Source organism: Spiroplasma endosymbiont of Andrena trimmerana (assembly GCF_964019575.1).
GTDB lineage: Bacteria > Bacillota_I > Bacilli_A > Mycoplasmatales > VBWQ01 > Spiroplasma_E.
This window is the reverse complement of sequence record NZ_OZ026455.1, coordinates 977,819-995,413: the sequence shown is the minus strand read 5'-3', so window position 1 is coordinate 995,413 and position 17,595 is coordinate 977,819. Positions and strand designations below refer to the sequence as shown.

Annotated in this window: 19 protein-coding genes and 2 pseudogenes; 11 read left to right on the top strand and 10 right to left on the bottom strand. The window is 22.6% G+C overall.

Annotation, left to right across the window (positions count from 1 at the left end):
* The first annotated feature begins 131 nt into the window (after positions 1–131).
* From AACL03_RS05820 to AACL03_RS05795, 6 genes are all read left to right on the top strand, one after another.
* On the top strand, positions 132–986 hold the full coding sequence (locus tag AACL03_RS05820; protein WP_339039817.1) for a hypothetical protein: 855 nt from the start codon (positions 132–134) through the stop codon (positions 984–986).
* A 14-nt stretch (positions 987–1,000) separates the two neighbouring features.
* Entirely contained in the window at positions 1,001–1,666 is a 666-nt protein-coding gene (locus tag AACL03_RS05815; protein ID WP_339039816.1) for a hypothetical protein, read from the top strand.
* Entirely contained in the window at positions 1,644–3,911 is a 2,268-nt protein-coding gene (locus tag AACL03_RS05810; RefSeq protein WP_339039815.1) for a hypothetical protein, read from the top strand. The genes AACL03_RS05815 and AACL03_RS05810 overlap by 23 nt, the downstream gene beginning before the upstream one ends.
* Positions 3,912–4,111: 200 nt before the next feature.
* Positions 4,112–4,234, top strand: coding sequence for a hypothetical protein (locus AACL03_RS05805; protein ID WP_338957331.1), 123 nt, complete (start codon positions 4,112–4,114; stop codon positions 4,232–4,234).
* An 18-nt stretch (positions 4,235–4,252) separates the two neighbouring features.
* Positions 4,253–5,500 (top strand): hypothetical protein, encoded by a 1,248-nt coding sequence (locus tag AACL03_RS05800; protein ID WP_339039814.1) that lies wholly within the window; start codon positions 4,253–4,255, stop codon positions 5,498–5,500.
* Positions 5,445–7,070: a hypothetical protein gene (locus AACL03_RS05795; RefSeq protein WP_339039813.1), complete on the top strand. Its 1,626-nt coding sequence runs from the start codon at positions 5,445–5,447 to the stop codon at positions 7,068–7,070. The genes AACL03_RS05800 and AACL03_RS05795 overlap by 56 nt, the downstream gene beginning before the upstream one ends.
* 12 nt (positions 7,071–7,082) lie before the next feature.
* On the opposite strand, the gene AACL03_RS05790 is transcribed toward AACL03_RS05795, so the two are convergent.
* Positions 7,083–8,033, bottom strand: coding sequence for an IS30 family transposase (locus tag AACL03_RS05790; RefSeq protein WP_339038813.1), 951 nt, complete (start codon positions 8,031–8,033; stop codon positions 7,083–7,085).
* A 267-nt stretch (positions 8,034–8,300) separates the two neighbouring features.
* Here AACL03_RS05790 and AACL03_RS05785 point away from each other — a divergent pair, with 267 nt between their 5' ends.
* Positions 8,301–8,492, top strand: a complete 192-nt coding sequence (locus AACL03_RS05785; RefSeq protein WP_339039812.1) for a hypothetical protein — start codon at positions 8,301–8,303, stop codon at positions 8,490–8,492.
* Between the two features lie 76 nt (positions 8,493–8,568).
* On the opposite strand, the gene AACL03_RS05780 is transcribed toward AACL03_RS05785, so the two are convergent.
* From AACL03_RS05780 to AACL03_RS05770, 3 genes are read right to left on the bottom strand one after another with little or no spacing between them, the layout of a single operon-like run.
* Positions 8,569–8,847 (bottom strand): hypothetical protein, encoded by a 279-nt coding sequence (locus tag AACL03_RS05780; RefSeq protein WP_338958492.1) that lies wholly within the window; start codon positions 8,845–8,847, stop codon positions 8,569–8,571.
* Position 8,848: 1 nt separating this feature from the next.
* Positions 8,849–9,193 carry a hypothetical protein gene (locus AACL03_RS05775; protein ID WP_338957603.1) on the bottom strand — a complete coding sequence of 115 codons (345 nt, stop codon included), beginning with the start codon at positions 9,191–9,193 and terminating at the stop codon, positions 8,849–8,851.
* A gap of 6 nt (positions 9,194–9,199) precedes the next feature.
* Complete coding sequence (locus AACL03_RS05770; RefSeq protein ID WP_339039811.1) at positions 9,200–9,508, bottom strand: hypothetical protein; 309 nt, start codon at positions 9,506–9,508, stop codon at positions 9,200–9,202.
* A gap of 296 nt (positions 9,509–9,804) precedes the next feature.
* Here AACL03_RS05770 and AACL03_RS05765 point away from each other — a divergent pair, with 296 nt between their 5' ends.
* From AACL03_RS05765 to AACL03_RS05755, 3 genes are all read left to right on the top strand, one after another.
* Positions 9,805–10,932 carry an Mbov_0401 family ICE element transposase-like protein gene (locus tag AACL03_RS05765; RefSeq protein ID WP_339039810.1) on the top strand — a complete coding sequence of 376 codons (1,128 nt, stop codon included), beginning with the start codon at positions 9,805–9,807 and terminating at the stop codon, positions 10,930–10,932.
* Between the two features lie 262 nt (positions 10,933–11,194).
* Positions 11,195–12,055 carry a hypothetical protein gene (locus AACL03_RS05760; RefSeq protein WP_339038780.1) on the top strand — a complete coding sequence of 287 codons (861 nt, stop codon included), beginning with the start codon at positions 11,195–11,197 and terminating at the stop codon, positions 12,053–12,055.
* Positions 12,056–12,087: 32 nt separating this feature from the next.
* The gene (locus tag AACL03_RS05755; RefSeq protein ID WP_338980346.1) at positions 12,088–12,579 is read left to right on the top strand and encodes a hypothetical protein; all 492 of its coding nucleotides are present in this window, start codon (positions 12,088–12,090) and stop codon (positions 12,577–12,579) included.
* A gap of 140 nt (positions 12,580–12,719) precedes the next feature.
* On the opposite strand, the pseudogene AACL03_RS10005 reads toward AACL03_RS05755, so the two are convergent.
* From AACL03_RS10005 to AACL03_RS05720, 6 genes and pseudogenes are all read right to left on the bottom strand, one after another.
* A pseudogene (locus tag AACL03_RS10005) lies at positions 12,720–13,965 on the bottom strand (ISNCY family transposase).
* A gap of 154 nt (positions 13,966–14,119) precedes the next feature.
* Positions 14,120–14,425, bottom strand: coding sequence for a hypothetical protein (locus AACL03_RS05740; RefSeq protein ID WP_339039809.1), 306 nt, complete (start codon positions 14,423–14,425; stop codon positions 14,120–14,122).
* Positions 14,353–14,988: a hypothetical protein gene (locus tag AACL03_RS05735; RefSeq protein ID WP_339039807.1), complete on the bottom strand. Its 636-nt coding sequence runs from the start codon at positions 14,986–14,988 to the stop codon at positions 14,353–14,355. The genes AACL03_RS05740 and AACL03_RS05735 overlap by 73 nt, the downstream gene beginning before the upstream one ends.
* 126 nt (positions 14,989–15,114) lie before the next feature.
* Entirely contained in the window at positions 15,115–15,318 is a 204-nt protein-coding gene (locus AACL03_RS05730; protein ID WP_338980524.1) for a hypothetical protein, read from the bottom strand.
* A 59-nt stretch (positions 15,319–15,377) separates the two neighbouring features.
* Positions 15,378–15,653, bottom strand: coding sequence for a hypothetical protein (locus AACL03_RS05725; protein ID WP_339039804.1), 276 nt, complete (start codon positions 15,651–15,653; stop codon positions 15,378–15,380).
* Between the two features lie 225 nt (positions 15,654–15,878).
* Positions 15,879–16,826 (bottom strand): rolling circle replication-associated protein, encoded by a 948-nt coding sequence (locus AACL03_RS05720; RefSeq protein WP_339039802.1) that lies wholly within the window; start codon positions 16,824–16,826, stop codon positions 15,879–15,881.
* A 120-nt stretch (positions 16,827–16,946) separates the two neighbouring features.
* On the opposite strand from AACL03_RS05720, the pseudogene AACL03_RS05715 reads away from it, so the two are divergent.
* A pseudogene (locus tag AACL03_RS05715) lies at positions 16,947–17,420 on the top strand (oleate hydratase); the annotation flags it as partial.
* Between the last annotated feature and the right edge of the window lie 175 nt (positions 17,421–17,595).

Sequence of the window (17,595 nt, the reverse complement as noted above, 5' to 3'; positions counted from 1 at the left end):
GTAAAAGATATGAATTACCATATGTTGATACAGATAAAATTAGTAAAAAAATAACTAAAAAATATCTTGCAGGAGAAATTATTGCAGATGTAGATTTAAAAGCAAATAATGGACAAAATTTATTAGATAGTATGCAATATGAAGTTGCAAATGATTTAGCAGATAAATTGGCAATTGATGATACACAAGCAATTGCAAAATTTGCTACTAAAATTGATATTGAAGATACAACACCAGTAGGCTATTTAAAATCAATGTTATCTGCTTGAAATACTTTGTTTCAATTTAGAAATATTGCAAATAGTAAATTTTTTATTACTAATGGTCTTTATGATAGTTTAGTTTATTTAGCAGATAATAAAGGTTTAATTACCGATAATCAGTTGGCACAACAATTACGTTTAAATGGAAATAATTTATATGTAAAAGGTGTATTATGTGAAATCGTTCTTGATGACTATATGATTTTTACTAATGATAAAAATGAACAACAATTAATGACCTTTATTTTAGCAACACCAAGAGCAATGAAAAGATACATGATAGAAAATACAGTTATTTATGTAGATTTTATTAAAGATGATAAAGCAGGAAGAGCATATAAAGTTGCTGGTGAAGTTGTTGGAGAAGCAATACCATATATTTCTAATAATGAAACAACATCAAGATGAATGTTATGTGGAGTTATTAAAACAGAAAAAACTGATTTAAAAACTAAAATTACAAGTTTAACAATTGATATTACTGCAAATGTTAATAACAATAATAGTGAATTAAATACACAAATAAAAAGTACTAATGAACTTAAATCATTAAATCCAAATTTAACAAATCCAACTATTAAATATTTTAGTGATGCACAAAGAAAAACTAATGTAAGTAATCAAAAACAAAAAGCGGGTGACTTATACATAGTTATTTCTTCAAATGTTAATGATTTAAATTATAAAGGTTCAACAAATCCAATTAAAATAACTCTTAAATAAAGGAAATTAATATCATGCCAATTGGTACAACTAGTACAGCAATACTTTTAAACATAAATAAACCAAAACATACTAGAACAAGTAACCAACAAGAAAATAAAAGTTTTTGATGAGAAATTTTAGAAATGATTGGTGTACAAGTTATAGCAGTAGCACTTGCTCCTTTTACTGGTGGATTAAGTGAAAGCGTAGCCCTTGGATTAGGTGCAAGTGATTTAGTTGCTAGTATTAGTGCTGTTGGTGTAGAATTTTTAACTGATTTTACTATTAATCAAGTTTATGATTATTTAAAAGGAAATGTAACAAAATTAAATACTTTTTTTAATATATTACCTGCATTTGCTGGACTGAATAAAATTAGTCGTGGTTATCGTACAAATAAATTTATTAAGTTAGCACAAAAAACTAAAACATTAGAACAAGTTGGTATTAAAGAAGCCAAAAATTTACAAGAAGTTATTAGTCAAGTAAGTGGAAAAGAAATTTTAACAGATAAAATTATTGGTAATAAACGTTATTTAATGAATTATAGTTTTACTCCTAATCGTGAAACAGTATTACGAGATTTAGGTTATGTTGCTGAAAGACAATATAAAAATAATTTTCAAAAATTAGAAGCACAAGAATTAAAAGATTATTTATTATTACAAAATACTTATGGTTGAACATTGAGTATTTAATCGTACACCAATTGAATTTAATGTTGATGCAACTATTCAATTTAATAATGGTACTCAATTTAGTGCAAATAGTACTCCTACAATTAATGTTTGAGATTTAGCACCTAGTAGAATGAAAATATGAGCAAGATTAACAGAATTAAAACAAATATTTTCAAGTTATAATGATGATGAAATAGATGTTGAAAAAATTGACTTAAAAGCATTTTATACTAGAAATCAAGTTAATGAATTAATTCAAGAACAAAAAGAATTTACATTATCAAAGCAAATAAAATTATATGATGATTTAGTTGATGATAATGAAAATGAAATATATAGAGGTCCTGTTAGTAAATTTATTAATAAAGGTTATGTTGCAACTGATTATGATAAAGAAACTGAAACAATGATTTTAGATTGACCTGATGAAATTGGTACATTACCCCCCGAAGCATTACAAAATAATCCACAAATTGGTGATTATACGCATGCACCAACTTGTGATTTTTCTGCTAAACAACAAAAACGAATTACTACTAATGAAAATGAAATTACCAAATTAAATACTGAATTAATTAAAGCAAATGAAAATATTAATGATGTTAAAAATAATTGATTTAATATTGAAACTAGTCCTTTATGAAAAAAAATTAAAAATGAAAATATTAAAACAGATACATGATATATTATTGATTGAACATATTATTTTATCGATAGTAACGAACTTATTATAAGCAATAATAAATTAACTAAATCTAATATAAGAATTACTAATGGTCAAATAGAACAAAAACAAATAATAATTGAAAATATTGATGTTAATATTGACAAAGTAACATTATTATATGATGTTGATTTAATAAAGTTTACTATTATTAATAGCACAAAAAAGTATACACCAATAATTCATAATATATATCAATATCAAGGAACTGGGACACCAACTGAATTTATAGGAGAAGAAGGTACTGAACGTGATTATTATACAAAAATAGAAACTAATAATTTATTAGATAAAAAACAAGATAAATTAACTGCTGGTGAAAATATAACTATTGATGAAAATAATAAAATTAGTGCTACTAGTGGTAGTGGTGAATCATTATGAGAAATAGACCCTAATAGTTCAAATATAATTCAACCTAAAGAAAAAAGATTAATTACTGCTAATAATAAAAGAATTGTTTATATTGGTGAACCAGAACAAGAAAAAGATGCAACTACAAAAAAATATGTTGATGAAAAAATTGACAAAAAACAAAATAAATTATTATTGATAAATGAAAATATGGCATATGGAGAATTAAAATATAATAAATTACCAGAGGGAAAATTTGGTGATGATTTAGGAATACCACCTAATAAAGTTATTAAAGAATGAATTAGTGAAAATGTAAATAAAAAACAAGATAAAATAGAGAATTTACAAGATAAGATTTTTAATAATAAAGATGATAAAGATAGTAGTACAAGATTAGTTAATGAAATTATTAAAACAAATGTTGGTGGTAAAACTTTAATTTATAGAAATAATCCAGTTATAACTGATGATAATGATATTCCAAATAAAAAATATATAGATGATAAAATACCTAATTTAACTGATTATTATAATAAAACTGAGATAGATAAAAAATTAGCAGATTTTAAAATTATTAAATGAAAAGTAATAGGTAATAGAATTGATGATAAAACATGAAAAATTACATATGCACCATTATATCAATATATTTATCGAGTATTTGTAACATGAGAAGTTGCAAATGAAAAACCATTAGAAAAAGGTTATCAACAAGTTATATTTTTTAAATCACCAAGAGTAACGGGTACTGGTAATTGAAGAATTGCTTCGGGAAAAATTGGTAATAGTGATGCTACATTAAATATTAATTATGATAATACAAATTGAACTTTAACTTTAAATGGTGGTAATGGTGGAGCAATTATTAATTTTGAAGTATTAGAACAATCAGATGATAATGTTTATCAAATTAATAGTAAAACATTAAATATTATTGCACCTGAAAAAATTGATATAGAAAAACCTATTAAAATTAATTCATATAGTTTAGAAACTAATGAAATTAGAGAAAATGAATGAGATATTGAATTAAAAAATAATCCAACACCAACTATTCCACAATGAAAAGAAGTAGGAGAAGTTATAACAGATAAAAATAATAATAATCAAAATTATATAAAATATATATTTAAAGATAAAACACATTATAGAATATATAAGTTATGGTGATTATACAACTAAAGAAAATAATAAAAATTATAGTTGACAAATAATTAATTTTTATTATCAATTAGATACAAGCGTTGTAAAAAGTAGTTTATGAATAGCAAATAATAACAATAACCAACAAACTGAAATTAATATTTATAACAATAGAATAATGGGGGGTATGGGTAGAGATTATATTTTTAAAAAATTAGAAGAATTACAGGAATAATATTATGATTTGAAAAATTATAAAGATTATTTTAGGTTTGATTGGAGTTTTATTATCTTCTGCTGTTGCTGGTTTAATTATATTTATTATTGTAAAAATTATATTAAAAATTAATCAAATATTTTAAAGAAAGGTGGTGAATATTATGTTAGGTAGATTTTTTAGAAAAGATAAAACAAATATTAGTGATAATCAAAATGAAAAAGTAAAATTTTTAACCAATAAAAATAAAAGTACTCATGCTTCTATTTTAAATTATTTTGGTTTTAATGATTTTAATCATGAAACTTATTTTACTGATTTTGTAGCAGAAAATAATGCTAATTTATATAATGCTCCATTAGATATTAATAATGAAACTATTAAACAATATTTAATTAAACAAGAGTTTTATAGAAAAAATTGAAATTCTATTTTTAAATTAAGCAAATTAGGAATTAGTGGTTATTTAATTTATATTGCTAATGATGATTTATATTTTCAAGTAGTAGATATACAACAAAGAGTTTATGATATTACTGGCAAATTAATTCAATGTACTATTTTTTATGATAGTTATCAACAAAATGCACAAACTGTAAGATTATTTGAAATTTATACATTAAATAATGAACAAGTAACTATTAATCGTGCAATTTATAGTATTAGTGATAATAAAAAACAATTTCCATTAGATTTTAAATCATATATTAATAACCCTAATTTAGAACAAGAACAAACATTAAATATTAATTATATACCAATATCAATTATGCGAAATAAAGCAAATGAGTTAGCAGATTGTAATAAAGTAATGGATAAGATTAAAGCATTAGATGTTATTTATGAACAAATTGTTTTAGATACCATTTTAAATTCACCTAAATTTATATTTAGTCAAACTTATGGTAATGTTCAATCTTTAATTGAAGATGCAGTAAGAACATTAGTTACTAAAAACTACATATTTAAAAGTGGTGGAGATAATAATGAACAAAACGAAAATATCAATATGACAAATAGTAATTTTAAAGGTAAAAATTTAACTGATATATATGATTGAAATGTTAATGAAATATTTAAACGTTGTGGTATTCATATACCAAGTCAAAAGAAATCTGCACAACAATCAGTACCTGAAAGTACAGCAGTAAATATTTCAACTATTAATTATATTGAACAAAAATTATGACAATTTAATATTGATATTCTTAAATTTATTCAAATATTAGTAAGTATAGATAAAGATTTATTAAATAGTAAAACATTTAATATTAATGATGAACAAGAAATTAATAATTTAACAGTTAAATTAAAATTATTTAATCCAGAAAATAACCAATTAATAGGAGATAACAATGGAAGACAACAACAAACCACAAACAAAGTTTCCACAGAAACAGAAGCAAACTAAACTTAATCAAGCAGAAGTAGAAAATGATTATTTAATTGATAATATTCCTTATGATTTTACTAATATGATGGGTGCTACTAGTGACCCAGATATTAATAGAGCATACGATGAATTTAAAAAAAGAACAATTTATATTTATGAAATTGAACGTTTATTTAAAAATAATGAAAATAATAGTTTAAGATTTTCAGCAAATACTATTAAAATTGGTTTTATTGATATTGATAAAGTATTAAAAACTATTGCTGTTGAAACATCAGACTTTACTATGCAATTAAATCAAAGAGCTAGCACAAATATTAATGATAATACAATTGAATATAGTATGACTGATATTAAAAATTTAATTTTTCAAGAAATAAATTTATTAAATCAATTTAAATTATATGCAGTTAGTATAAATGAACCATTAATTGAAAATAATATTGATAATTTATATATCATTAATAATTATTCACAACCTTATCAAAATCCAAAAACAAGAAGTACTAAAAGTATTACTATTATTAAAATTAAAGATTTTAAAACAAGAGATGGTTATCCAATCATTATTAAATTACAAAAACCATTAGACAAAGATACCAAAGTAATTGGTTTAAAAATTAAAGCGTCTAGAAGCATGATTTTTGGAAATATAAAGGTACTTGGTGAAGTTGACAATATGGAAGTATACCCAAAGTTATTTGTTAAAGATAAGATAGCATTTCCGCTATTATCAATGCCTATTGAAACTCAACCAAAAGTTAGAATATTACAACAATGATTTAGTGAACAAATATTACCTTGAAACTTAGCAAAACAATTTATAGGACAAGAAAAATCAGTTTTAGATTTAATTGCTATTGGTGGTGGAACTGAAACAAGAAAAGAAATTATTAATAATGCAAAAATAACATATGCAAAAATTGGTAAATATGATGGACCAGCACCAGTACCTAAAAAATTAGATGATTTTGAAATGAAAAAGAATGAACAATATATATTATATAGTCATAGAGAACCAACCCCACCATATCCTAGTAAATATATTGCTATTGAATTATCACAGAACTTTAATGATATTGAAATTGAAATAAATGATAAACCACCAATTGATAGTTTACAAAAAGTATTATTAGATATGCTAACTTATACATATAATTATAATCGTAATTTTGATGGTTTTAAACCAGATAATTTAGGCAATAAAATAGCAGAATTACGTGCAAAATTTGAGGGACAAAAACCTGATGAAGTAATTACTAATTTATTTAAACAATGGAAATTAGATTATCCTAATTATATTGATTTAGAGCAAGTAAAAATATTTAAGCAAATAGTTATTATGTTATCAAATAATATTTATTCAAGTATGTCAATTAATAAAGGTTTAAATGATGATAATAAGATTTTATTACCATATTACTTTGAGTTGAAATCAAATCCAATACATCCTAATAAAGACGAAATTTGACAATTCAAAAATGCAAAAGTAATATTAAAATCTAATTATTTTGATTTTACAAATATAAATAATATTAAATTAAAGAATAACGATATTAGTCAAAATGAATTATTTGCTAAATTGTAAAGGTAAGTGCAACTAAATTATTTTTCTATCCAAATATTCGATTGGTGAAAGATAATTTAGTATTTTTCTCGGTTTTTGATTTAAAGACAATATAAATTTATGAACTTCATTTTTATTAGTTTTTGAAAAAATAAATTTTTTAGGAAATTTTTCTCTAATTAAACCATTAGTATTTTCATTAGTACCTCTTTGTCAAGGTGAATATGGATTGGCAAAATAAATTTTTACATCTAAATTTTTTTCAAGTTGTTGTCAATTTGAAAATTCTTTGCCACGATCAAAAGTAATAGTTTTAACAATGTTTTTAGGAAGAATTGATAAATAATAACTGACATTTTTATTAATAACTTTAGTAGTTCTGTTTTTAACTAATATTGCTAAAGTAAATCGTGATACTCTTTCAACTAAAGTTATTAAACATGATTTGCTTTTACCTCGTGATGATACTATAGTATCTCCTTCTCAATGACCAAGTGTTATACGATCATTAACATTTATATCTCGTTCTTTAATTGATTTACCATTAAACTTGCCACGATTTTCTTTAGATTTTCGTTTTTTACCTTTTCTTCTTAAATTTTTACTAGTAACTTTATCAAGCATTCCAAAATAAATTCAAGTATAAATTGTTTTAAAACTAATAACTCATTCTTTATGAAAATTTTTAATTCTGCCATAAATTTGTTCAGGTGATCAACCTAATAGTAATTTTTGTTGTACATATTTTACTAAATTCTTATTTTTAAACTTATGAAAACTAATATGTGATTGTTTTCGATTTTCAGCTTTATTTTGTGCAATTAATGAAAAATAATGATTATTATCTTTATTTCTATTAATTTCTCGAATAATAGTACTAATACTTCGATTAAGATTTTTAGCTATTTCAATAATTTTAAATTTAAATTTCAATTGATTCTCAATATAAATTCTTTCATCTATGCCAAGATGTTTATAACTCATATAAAAACTCCTTACTTTTTTCTAAACTAAATTTAGCATTATGAAATTTTTATATGAGAATTTTTTGCAATTTTATTTACTTGCACTTACAAGTATAATTCAGCATTTAAACTGGATGATAACCAATTTAACTGATTATCTATTACCAATTAATTAGAAAGTAATAATATTCCATCATTAATTCCTGCTGATTGAACATTAGCAAATGGTGAATATGGAAAATACTTTACAAAAACAATTATTGAAAAAACAAAAATTAAAAATGCTTTGAATTTATATGGTTCAAATAAATCTCAATTATTTTCTAAATTAGAATTTTATAAAGAAATTGCACAAATTGATAATAATAGTGAATTTGAATTACAAATTGAAAATCCGATTAATAACTTAAATCGGATTGAAATTAGCGGTATATTTGGTGCTGGCAATTATGATTTAATTTTAATAACTGATAAATAAGAAATACAATTAAATAATATTAACTTATTTGATAAATATAATGAAAATATTTCATATATTAATTTGGAAATTTAGATTATTTATTAAAATATCCATCAGGATATATACCATCCCATTTGGTATCACCTTCATTTTTTGGTTTAATGCCAAAATATAAATCTATTTTATGACTATCATCTCTTGGATGTTCTCATATAGTTGCCCCCCAAGTCACTGTATAATCTCAATTTAAAAATGACTTATAATTATTAGTTTGATTATATGCTATTGCACCTAAAGTTAAACCAATACCACCAGTAATTACAGCAAATGATAACGCTATTTTTTGAAAATTTGTTTTTATTCATGTTTTCATATTAAATTACTCCTTTTTTTAAGTATATTAAATTATTTGTATATCAGCCAGTAGTTCATGCTTTATTTTGATTAATATTAATATATGTTCAATATTGTGTTCCTTGGCCATAAATTGTTGTTTTTAAAGGAATATCGCTTATAAAAATATTTGATTCATGTATATGACTATCTATTGTAAATCCTATTATGTATGATTGTTTTTCTTGAAAATTATATATTATTTCTCCTTGTTCGTTTATTTTATATTTTTCTTTATCTAAATTAGGTTTTTCACATGCAATAACATTTGAAGTTATAATACAACCTAAAGTTATTACTCCCAAAATAGTTAATATATTTTTCATTTTAAATTACTCCCTATATTTTTTGCTTGCTTCAATTATTTTTATTGCTTGTTCTTTTGGTAAATTATCTATAATACTTGGTAACTCTTCTTCATATTCATTTGCATGTTTATGACAGAAAAAAAATTTACCAAATTCATCTATATCTATAACATTAGTTCATTCTTTAAAACATCCTTCTTTTTGACAAAAAATAAGTTTATTATTTTCAACTTCATATTTATTTACAAGTATTTCATGATTTTGATTTTTAAATTTATTTTGTTTTTTTGGTTTTTTAATTTTTATTTTTGTCTTACATCTTTTTTTACTCATAAATTCTCCTTTTTTCATTGATTTTACTTACAAATTGTACTATTTTTGATTATTTTTACAAGTATGCTTTTAAACTCAAAATAATGCCTAAATTAAAGGTGTTTATTTTTTGATACCTATACTATTAATTATATTGAAATTGTTTGTTATATTTTAAATATGAAAGTGGTTTTTTAAATAATTTTTATTTTATTTAAAATTACACTTATATATTTATATAATAATTAAGTAAATTAATTTTTTAAATATATTTACAATAAATTTAGATTTTTTTAAAATAGTTAGGAGAAGTAAATGTGAATTTTAATTATAAATGAAATTTTAGAGAACAAAGTGCAAAAATTGATAAATTAGTTTTAGAACATATAACAAAAAAATGAGAAAAATGAGATTGAAGAATAAAAAATACAAGAGATAAAAAGAAATATAAAATTGTTGATTATCAATATCGAACAAGAAAAATAATGTATGGATTAGTAACTTATAAAAGTAGAATTTATGAATATTTTGATGAAAAATTACAAAAATGAGTTCGTGTTTGTTTAGTTGATGAATGACTAGAATTACCTAAATATAAAAGAATTGGTGAAGATGTTGAACAAACTATTATTGAATATTTTGCTGATGGAAAAAGATATCATGATATTTGTGCTATTTGTAAAAAAGCAGGTATTAGTGTTAGTACTGTTCATAGAGTTTTTAAAAATTTAGAAGTAATTGAAGCAAATCCAGTAAAAGTAAAATTAGAAAAAAATCAACCTATTTTTGTAGCAATTGATGATGGACATCGAAAGTTTTGAGATTTTAAACGTAAAGGTATAAAACACTCTATGAGATTAATAACAACATATACAGATAATATTAATCATAAAGTACAAAATAAAAGAGTAAAAGCAATTATTATTATTAGACCAACAAGAACAGCAATTGGAGTTAAAAAAACTGCTGAATTTGTTAAAGAACATTGTCAAAAATTTTATGAAAATGTTGAACAAGCAAAAATAATTATTTGTGGAAATAGTGCTGGATGAATTAAAGATGTAGCAGATTATCTTGGTGCTGAGTTTGTTTTAGATAAATTCCATTTAATTAGAACATTATATCTTGGTATAATGGCGGGAAATAAAGGAAAATATTGAAGTGAATATAATAATTGTAAAGATTTCATTAATAATGGTCAATATGAACAATTAATTGATTATTTATATAAAGAATTAGATAATCATAAAAAGTTAAAAAAACAATATTTTAAAAATAATAAAAAAGGTATTGTTAATCAAGGTGCAAAATGAAATATTGGTTGTTTTACTGAAACAAATATTTGACATGTTTTAAAAGAAATGATTGTTAATAGAACATATAGTATTTTTATTTATATAAAAATGGTTATTTTTAAATGTAATCAAATAAATTTAAAAACATAATTTTACTTATTTTAAAATAAAAAATTAAAAAAACTTATTAAATTAAAAGTTAATAAGAATTTTTGTTATATATTTATGTTAATTAAATTATTAAAATGTTTTTATAATTTATAAAATTGAGTATTTTAATGTCAATATCGAGTGAAAATTTCCCAAAAATATTTATCAAAAAAAATAAAAAAGAAGTAAAATTTAACAAATAAAAGTTGCTTTGTTTTGAAAGTAAATATTTTTATATTTACTTTCAAAGGAGAACAAAATTATGAAATATTTTAGTCCAAGTTATTGATTTAAATTGTGAGTATTAACTGCTCCACTTTTAAATAATAAAATACAAGGTATTAATGGTAAGTCAATTGATAATTCAAATATTAAAAATTGAGTTAGAAAAAATACGACTAGTTTAGATTTAGTAAATCAACAATTAAATTTTGCAAGTAATAATCAAACAGATTTTATTATTAACAACCCAACAACAAATAGCAAAATAAATATGAATAAACATCGTCATGAAAAACACAGAAATCGATTAAAAAGAACATTAAATGGTAAAAACGAAATAAGGGGTAGTTGAGGTAAAGTAACTTGTTCATTTACACCAAAAACTTTTGAAGGAATAATAGCTGATTATCATTATTGAAAAGATAATCCTGCATGAGAACTTGGCGAAAAATTTAAAGAGGATATGATGCAACGATATAATTCTAATGATATTTCAATTACTGCAATTTTTCCATGAACATGAAAAGAAATACAACAAGTAGGTAAAACAATTTGAGATAATTTTTCAAAAATTGAAAAAGTATATACAGATAGTTCTAGAAAAGAACGTATAGAAATTGTACTTTATGAAAAACCATTTAATTGATTTGATTTTGAATCAGTAAGAATAATAACAGAAGATGAGAAATATTATCCAAATAATCGTCTTGATAATTTAGAAAATGATTTTCCAGATTGAAATAAAGATATAAAAATTAATTTAGGAAAAATTAATCATAACGTTGATAACGAAATTAAAAGTGCCATAAAGAAAAAATATCATAATTTTAAATTATCAGAAGTTTATTTATTGGATAAATCTAATTACTCACACTTTATTGGCTATTTTGAAAAAAAATAATTGTTGGTACTTTTAGTCCCTATTCTTATGGTTTGACAAAACCAACTTTTACCTATGTAACACAAGATAAATTTAATGAAATTTCAAATATTATAGCAAATGATTCAAAAGTTAAACAATGATTTGCACATATAAATGAATGAAATTCTACTTTACCACAAGCAATCAATAATTCTAAAACATTTAATCCTCAAGCATTATATAATTGAAAAAGACAAGAAAAAGAAATAATAAAAGGTTATATAAGAGATTGAAGTTATATTTCAACTTTAATTGAACATGAATTAAAGTTAGATGAATTAAACAAAAATATTCAAGGAATCAAAGCAGATTTTGAAACTTTAAAAAAACAAGTTAATGAACTTGACAACAGACTTCTAAATCTAGAAAATAAATCAAATTTAAATTGTGAAAACACATTAACTATTGTTAATGGTGCTTTAAATACTATTCCCATAATTGGTAATGTTGTTGGTGGTATTACAACAATGGCTTCTGGTGCTTGTGCTATTGGTGGTGTATAATTTTATTTTTTATATCTTTAAAATCAATTTTAAGGCATCAAATTTGCTGCTCGACAAACGATTTAAAATTTTATATAGTTAAGTATTCACAAAAATAATCTTTTATAAAAAGAATTTTATCTAATTTTAATTTGGTATTATTAGTATCCATATCTTCAAGGATGGTTTTTATTTGGTATATAAACCTTTTTAGTTTTTATCAACTCTTCTTTGATAATTGGTTTTGGTGCTATTTCTTTTAATTCATATATTTGATGATTATAACTAAGATATAACTCATTAATAAACGATTTAAGTACAATTACATCAGTTCTAGGTTGTATGTATTGAACTTTGCTATTTTTATAAGGAAAATACTTTTTACCATAATATGTTATAGTTGAACCACTATCCGTTTTTCTTTTAGAAAATCTTGAAAGATAAATATTTATTTCTTCTTGGTTTGGAGCTTTAATCATAGCAGATTTATTATTATCAATAGGTAAGGCAAATTGCTTATTAAAAATACTTATATATATTTTAAGAAATTGATTAGCTTCTTCTAAATTTTTAATTTTATTAAGTCTAAGTTCACTAATTAAGCGACTTTGAAGTGTTCCAAATAAGCGTTCGATTCTACCCTTAGCTTGTGGAATGGAAGTTCTAATAATTTCAACACCTAAATCATTACAAGACTTTTGGAATTGAGTATAAGTATCATTTTCCGTGTTTATTTTGCCAGCATCGATTTGTTTTTTTATATCCAAAAACTGTTCTATTATCAGTATAAAATGTTTTTGGTATGCCATATTTAGTTAAAATTTGATAAAAAACATTATAATAACCATCTAATGTTTCTTGATGATCAAATCATAGTCCGACAATATTGCCTGTAGCATCATCAATTGCAGCATGTAAAAAAGCTTTTGGTTTATCCTTACCAAATCAATGATGATTACTTGCATCCATTTGAATTAATTCACCAAAATTTGTTCTTCGGTTTCTTGTAGGATGCAAGTTATTTTTCTTATTTTTATGTCTTTTTGGTGAAGTAATTTTTTCTTTAATTAATATAGTATAAAGTGTACTATATGAAATTTTAATTTTTTCTTCATTGTTTAATTTCTCATGGAAATGTTGAAAATTAAAATTATAATATTTGGTTTTATATAAATTTATAATCTTAATTTTGATTTCAAAATTTGTTGTTTTATTAGAAATTTTATTTCGGGATTTATGAATAAAACCAACTTTACCTTCTCTATTGAAAATTTGAATTAATTGGTTAATTCTTCTAATAGTTAGGTTAAGTTTATTCTTAGCTTGATGTTTAGATAATTTATTAATAATAATGTCATTTATAATATTAAACTTATATTTTTCTTTCATAGTCATGCTTCTTTCCATATTTATCACCAAGTATATTTAACTTTACTTTTGGGAAATTTTTGCTCGATAACTAATAGGAAATTATCACTAAATAATGACAAAATTGAGTATTTTAATTGTAATATTTTTAAATTAGTAGTAAGATAAATTTACAATTTCATAAAAATCCAAATTATTTCTTGTCTAAATTTATAATAAGACTACAACGATTTAATTTATTCCGGATTTTTGACAATCTCCCTAATCCAGACATACTATCATCGTTTAAATCAACTTCAACCATACCGTCATCTGTACTTTGATAATCATTAACACTGTTATTAATTATTCTTGCTCTTTCATCAGTAAATACTTCTTGTAATTCTGTATTATTATGTGTACTTCCAAATGGTAATAATAAAGTATTTATAATCTCACTTGCTCCGGCAATAATCGTAGGAATAGCAAAATAATTATTAAAATTATTATTAATACCCATAGCAACACCAGTTGAAATCAAACAACCCCAGTTCCCATATTTGCTATTTTTCTTATATTTTGAAATTTATTAGGTATTAATTCAGTTAAACCACTAATAACATTCGCTATACCAAAACTATTTAAAGATATATAAGTATCTCAATCTACAAAAGGCACATCAATTATCGGTTTAACAGTTGTAAATGGTGGATACGTTGGTCTTGGGGGTTCAGTAGGGCAAGGTGGTCAAAAACATGGTTCATCTCTTAATAAAGAAACTGACTTATCTACATACTGAACAAACTTAACATAATTAATTAAACCAATTGTTCCTAAACCTAAAAATATTTTTTTATAACTATTAATAACTTTATTTCTAATAGTTGGTCTTTGATTAATATTCCATATATCAATTCCTAACTTTTTACTAAATAACAAAGAATTAATAGAACCTAAAATTGGGTCTTTTAAATATTGACCATAATAAGCACTAACTCCAACCATAGCACTTAAAGGACTTAATCCAGTTCTTAAAATTTTAGTTAAAGTATAATTACTAGTTTGTTCTAACTCATTAGGCATAAATAAAACTCCTTATTTAATTTTTACTTTTTTCTTTTATTCTCTTTTCTTATTCGTTCCATTTCATTAGCAACTCTGTAACACATTTCACAACCATATACTCTTTCATAAGTCCAATCACTACATTTATGTCTCATAATTTAACTTACTTTCTTGTTGTCTCATTGATTTATTTAAAGCAATATCTAATATACAATTTGGACAATAATATTTTCTAGTATATAAGTTTTGTAAAACTCTTTTTGGACAAATAACTTGGTCGCAAAGTTTACATATATAAATTGCTAAATGAAATGCTTGTTCACATGAACAATTATTATTTTTAGCCATAATTTAAACTTAACTCCTAACATAAAATAATTATTTAAAATTACCCTTTTAATAAATAACTATTTTCAATTAGAAAGTTTTTTAATATTACCGCTTAAATCAAGTTCAAGTGAATAAAAATTACCAACTTTTAAATCAACACTAGATAAACAATTATTAAAATCACTAGCAAATTCTGGATTATATCATTTATCACGTGTTTGACCAGTTGGCACGCTTGTTTGTTTATTTATTTCTACAAACTTCAAAACATCAAACTTTAATGTTTGACCTTTATTATTTTTATCGGGTATAATACGCCCTTTTTCAATATTAACTAATTGAACTTTAAACATAAAAAAACTTAACCTCGACTATTCATTAAAATTTAATTTAATAAGTTAAGCATAGTAGGGTAAAACCTATACTTATTAATAATATATCATAAAAATATAAAATTTCAACAAAAAATAAAAAAATGAACACTAGTAAGAATAGTCGTAATTACTAATGTTCAATAAACATTATATATATATATATATATATATACAAGTAAAAATATAGAAAAACTAGTTTTTTTTCTAATGTAAAACTTTTTTCTTAAAATCTATTTTTTCAACTTTATTACCAAAAACTTTATCTACCCAAGTCAAAACATCTTTATCTCTTTGAATTAAATAACCTATTTCACTAGTCCGTAAATAATACTTATGCGATAAAGCACTTAAATATACATAACGTTCATAATCTTCATATTCTTTAAAATAATCATTTACAACAGTACTTTCAATAATACCACCAATCATAACAGTATTACCGTTACTATCTCTTTGAGTTTTAAAATAAAATACATTTGTTGCTTTAAAACTTGCTTTAATTATATCTTGGATTGTAATTTTTTTAATACCACGAACTACAATAGGATTTTTACAATTACGACTAAAAGTATAAGCCTTTACACCTACATCTGTTTGATTTATAGATTTAACATCATCTATTGCTTTTGTAACATACTTTCCTAAATATTTAATAACAAATTCATTTGTACCTTTTTTAACTACTTTTAAATCATTAAAACCGTGAGTTCATCATTCTGCTAGCATACTTTTATGTATCTTTCTATTAAAAATTATATGAAAATGAATAGCACCACGAGATTGATATTCATAAACATAAAAATACTTTAATTCTCCTAAATGTTCAAAACGTTTAGGGTCATTTCACCATTTCTTTAATTTAAGAAAAAATAAACGAATATCTTTTTTTGCTTTTTTAATATCTTGTATATTATCTTTATAAGTTAAAGTAATAAAACTCAACATTTTACTATCATAAAAATTATGTAATGCTTTTTGAATTAAATTAGTTTTAGTACGAACAGTATTATTTCTTAATTTTTGTTTATTACCAACATAACATTTACCTTTTTTATTTCCAATATTATTTAAAAAAGAAATAGGTAAAACAACATTTTTAACATAACAAGCATAAAAAATCTTTTTAACATAAAAATCTTGTTGAAAATCCATATATAAAACTCGACTATTCTAGGTTTTAAAAAAACCAATTTTATACATTTTAATAACAAACAAATCTTAACATAAAAAATTATAAAAATAAATATAAAACAAAAACGATACTTAATCATGGAAATAGCTCAAGAGTGATTATATCATATTGGTGTTCCTGAAGAAGAAATCTTTCAACTTGCTAAAAACTCATGTAATGTGGTACCAGTTTATATGCCATTTATTACTTCATACTTTATGCCAAGAGAAATTGGTGATCGTCCTTTAGTAGTTCCGGAAGGTTCAAAAAATTTAGCGTTTATTGGTAATTTTAGTGAAACTGAAGATGATACAGTTTTTACAACCGAATATTCAGTGAGAACTGCTATGGAAGCTGTCTATAAATTATTAAAGGTTGATAGAGGAATACCAGAAGTTTTTGCTTCAGCATATGATATTAGAGTACTATTGAATTCAACTCATATTTTATGAGATAAGAAAAAAATTAATGATATACAAGTTCCTCTCATCTTAAAAATTTTCCGTAGAGGTGCATTAAAAAAAATCAAGGGAACTTTTCTAGAAGAATTACTTGAAAAATCAGGATTATTATAATAAATCCTAATATTTTTAATAATATTTATAAAATAAAATATCTATATTAACTTACCATTTTAAGTATAAAATAAAGAAAAATATTAAAAAAAATTAGTAATATTGTTACAAGTAACATTCATTTCTTTAAAAATAAAGAAATTGCTAACAAATTTAATATTTTAATAATCTTTAA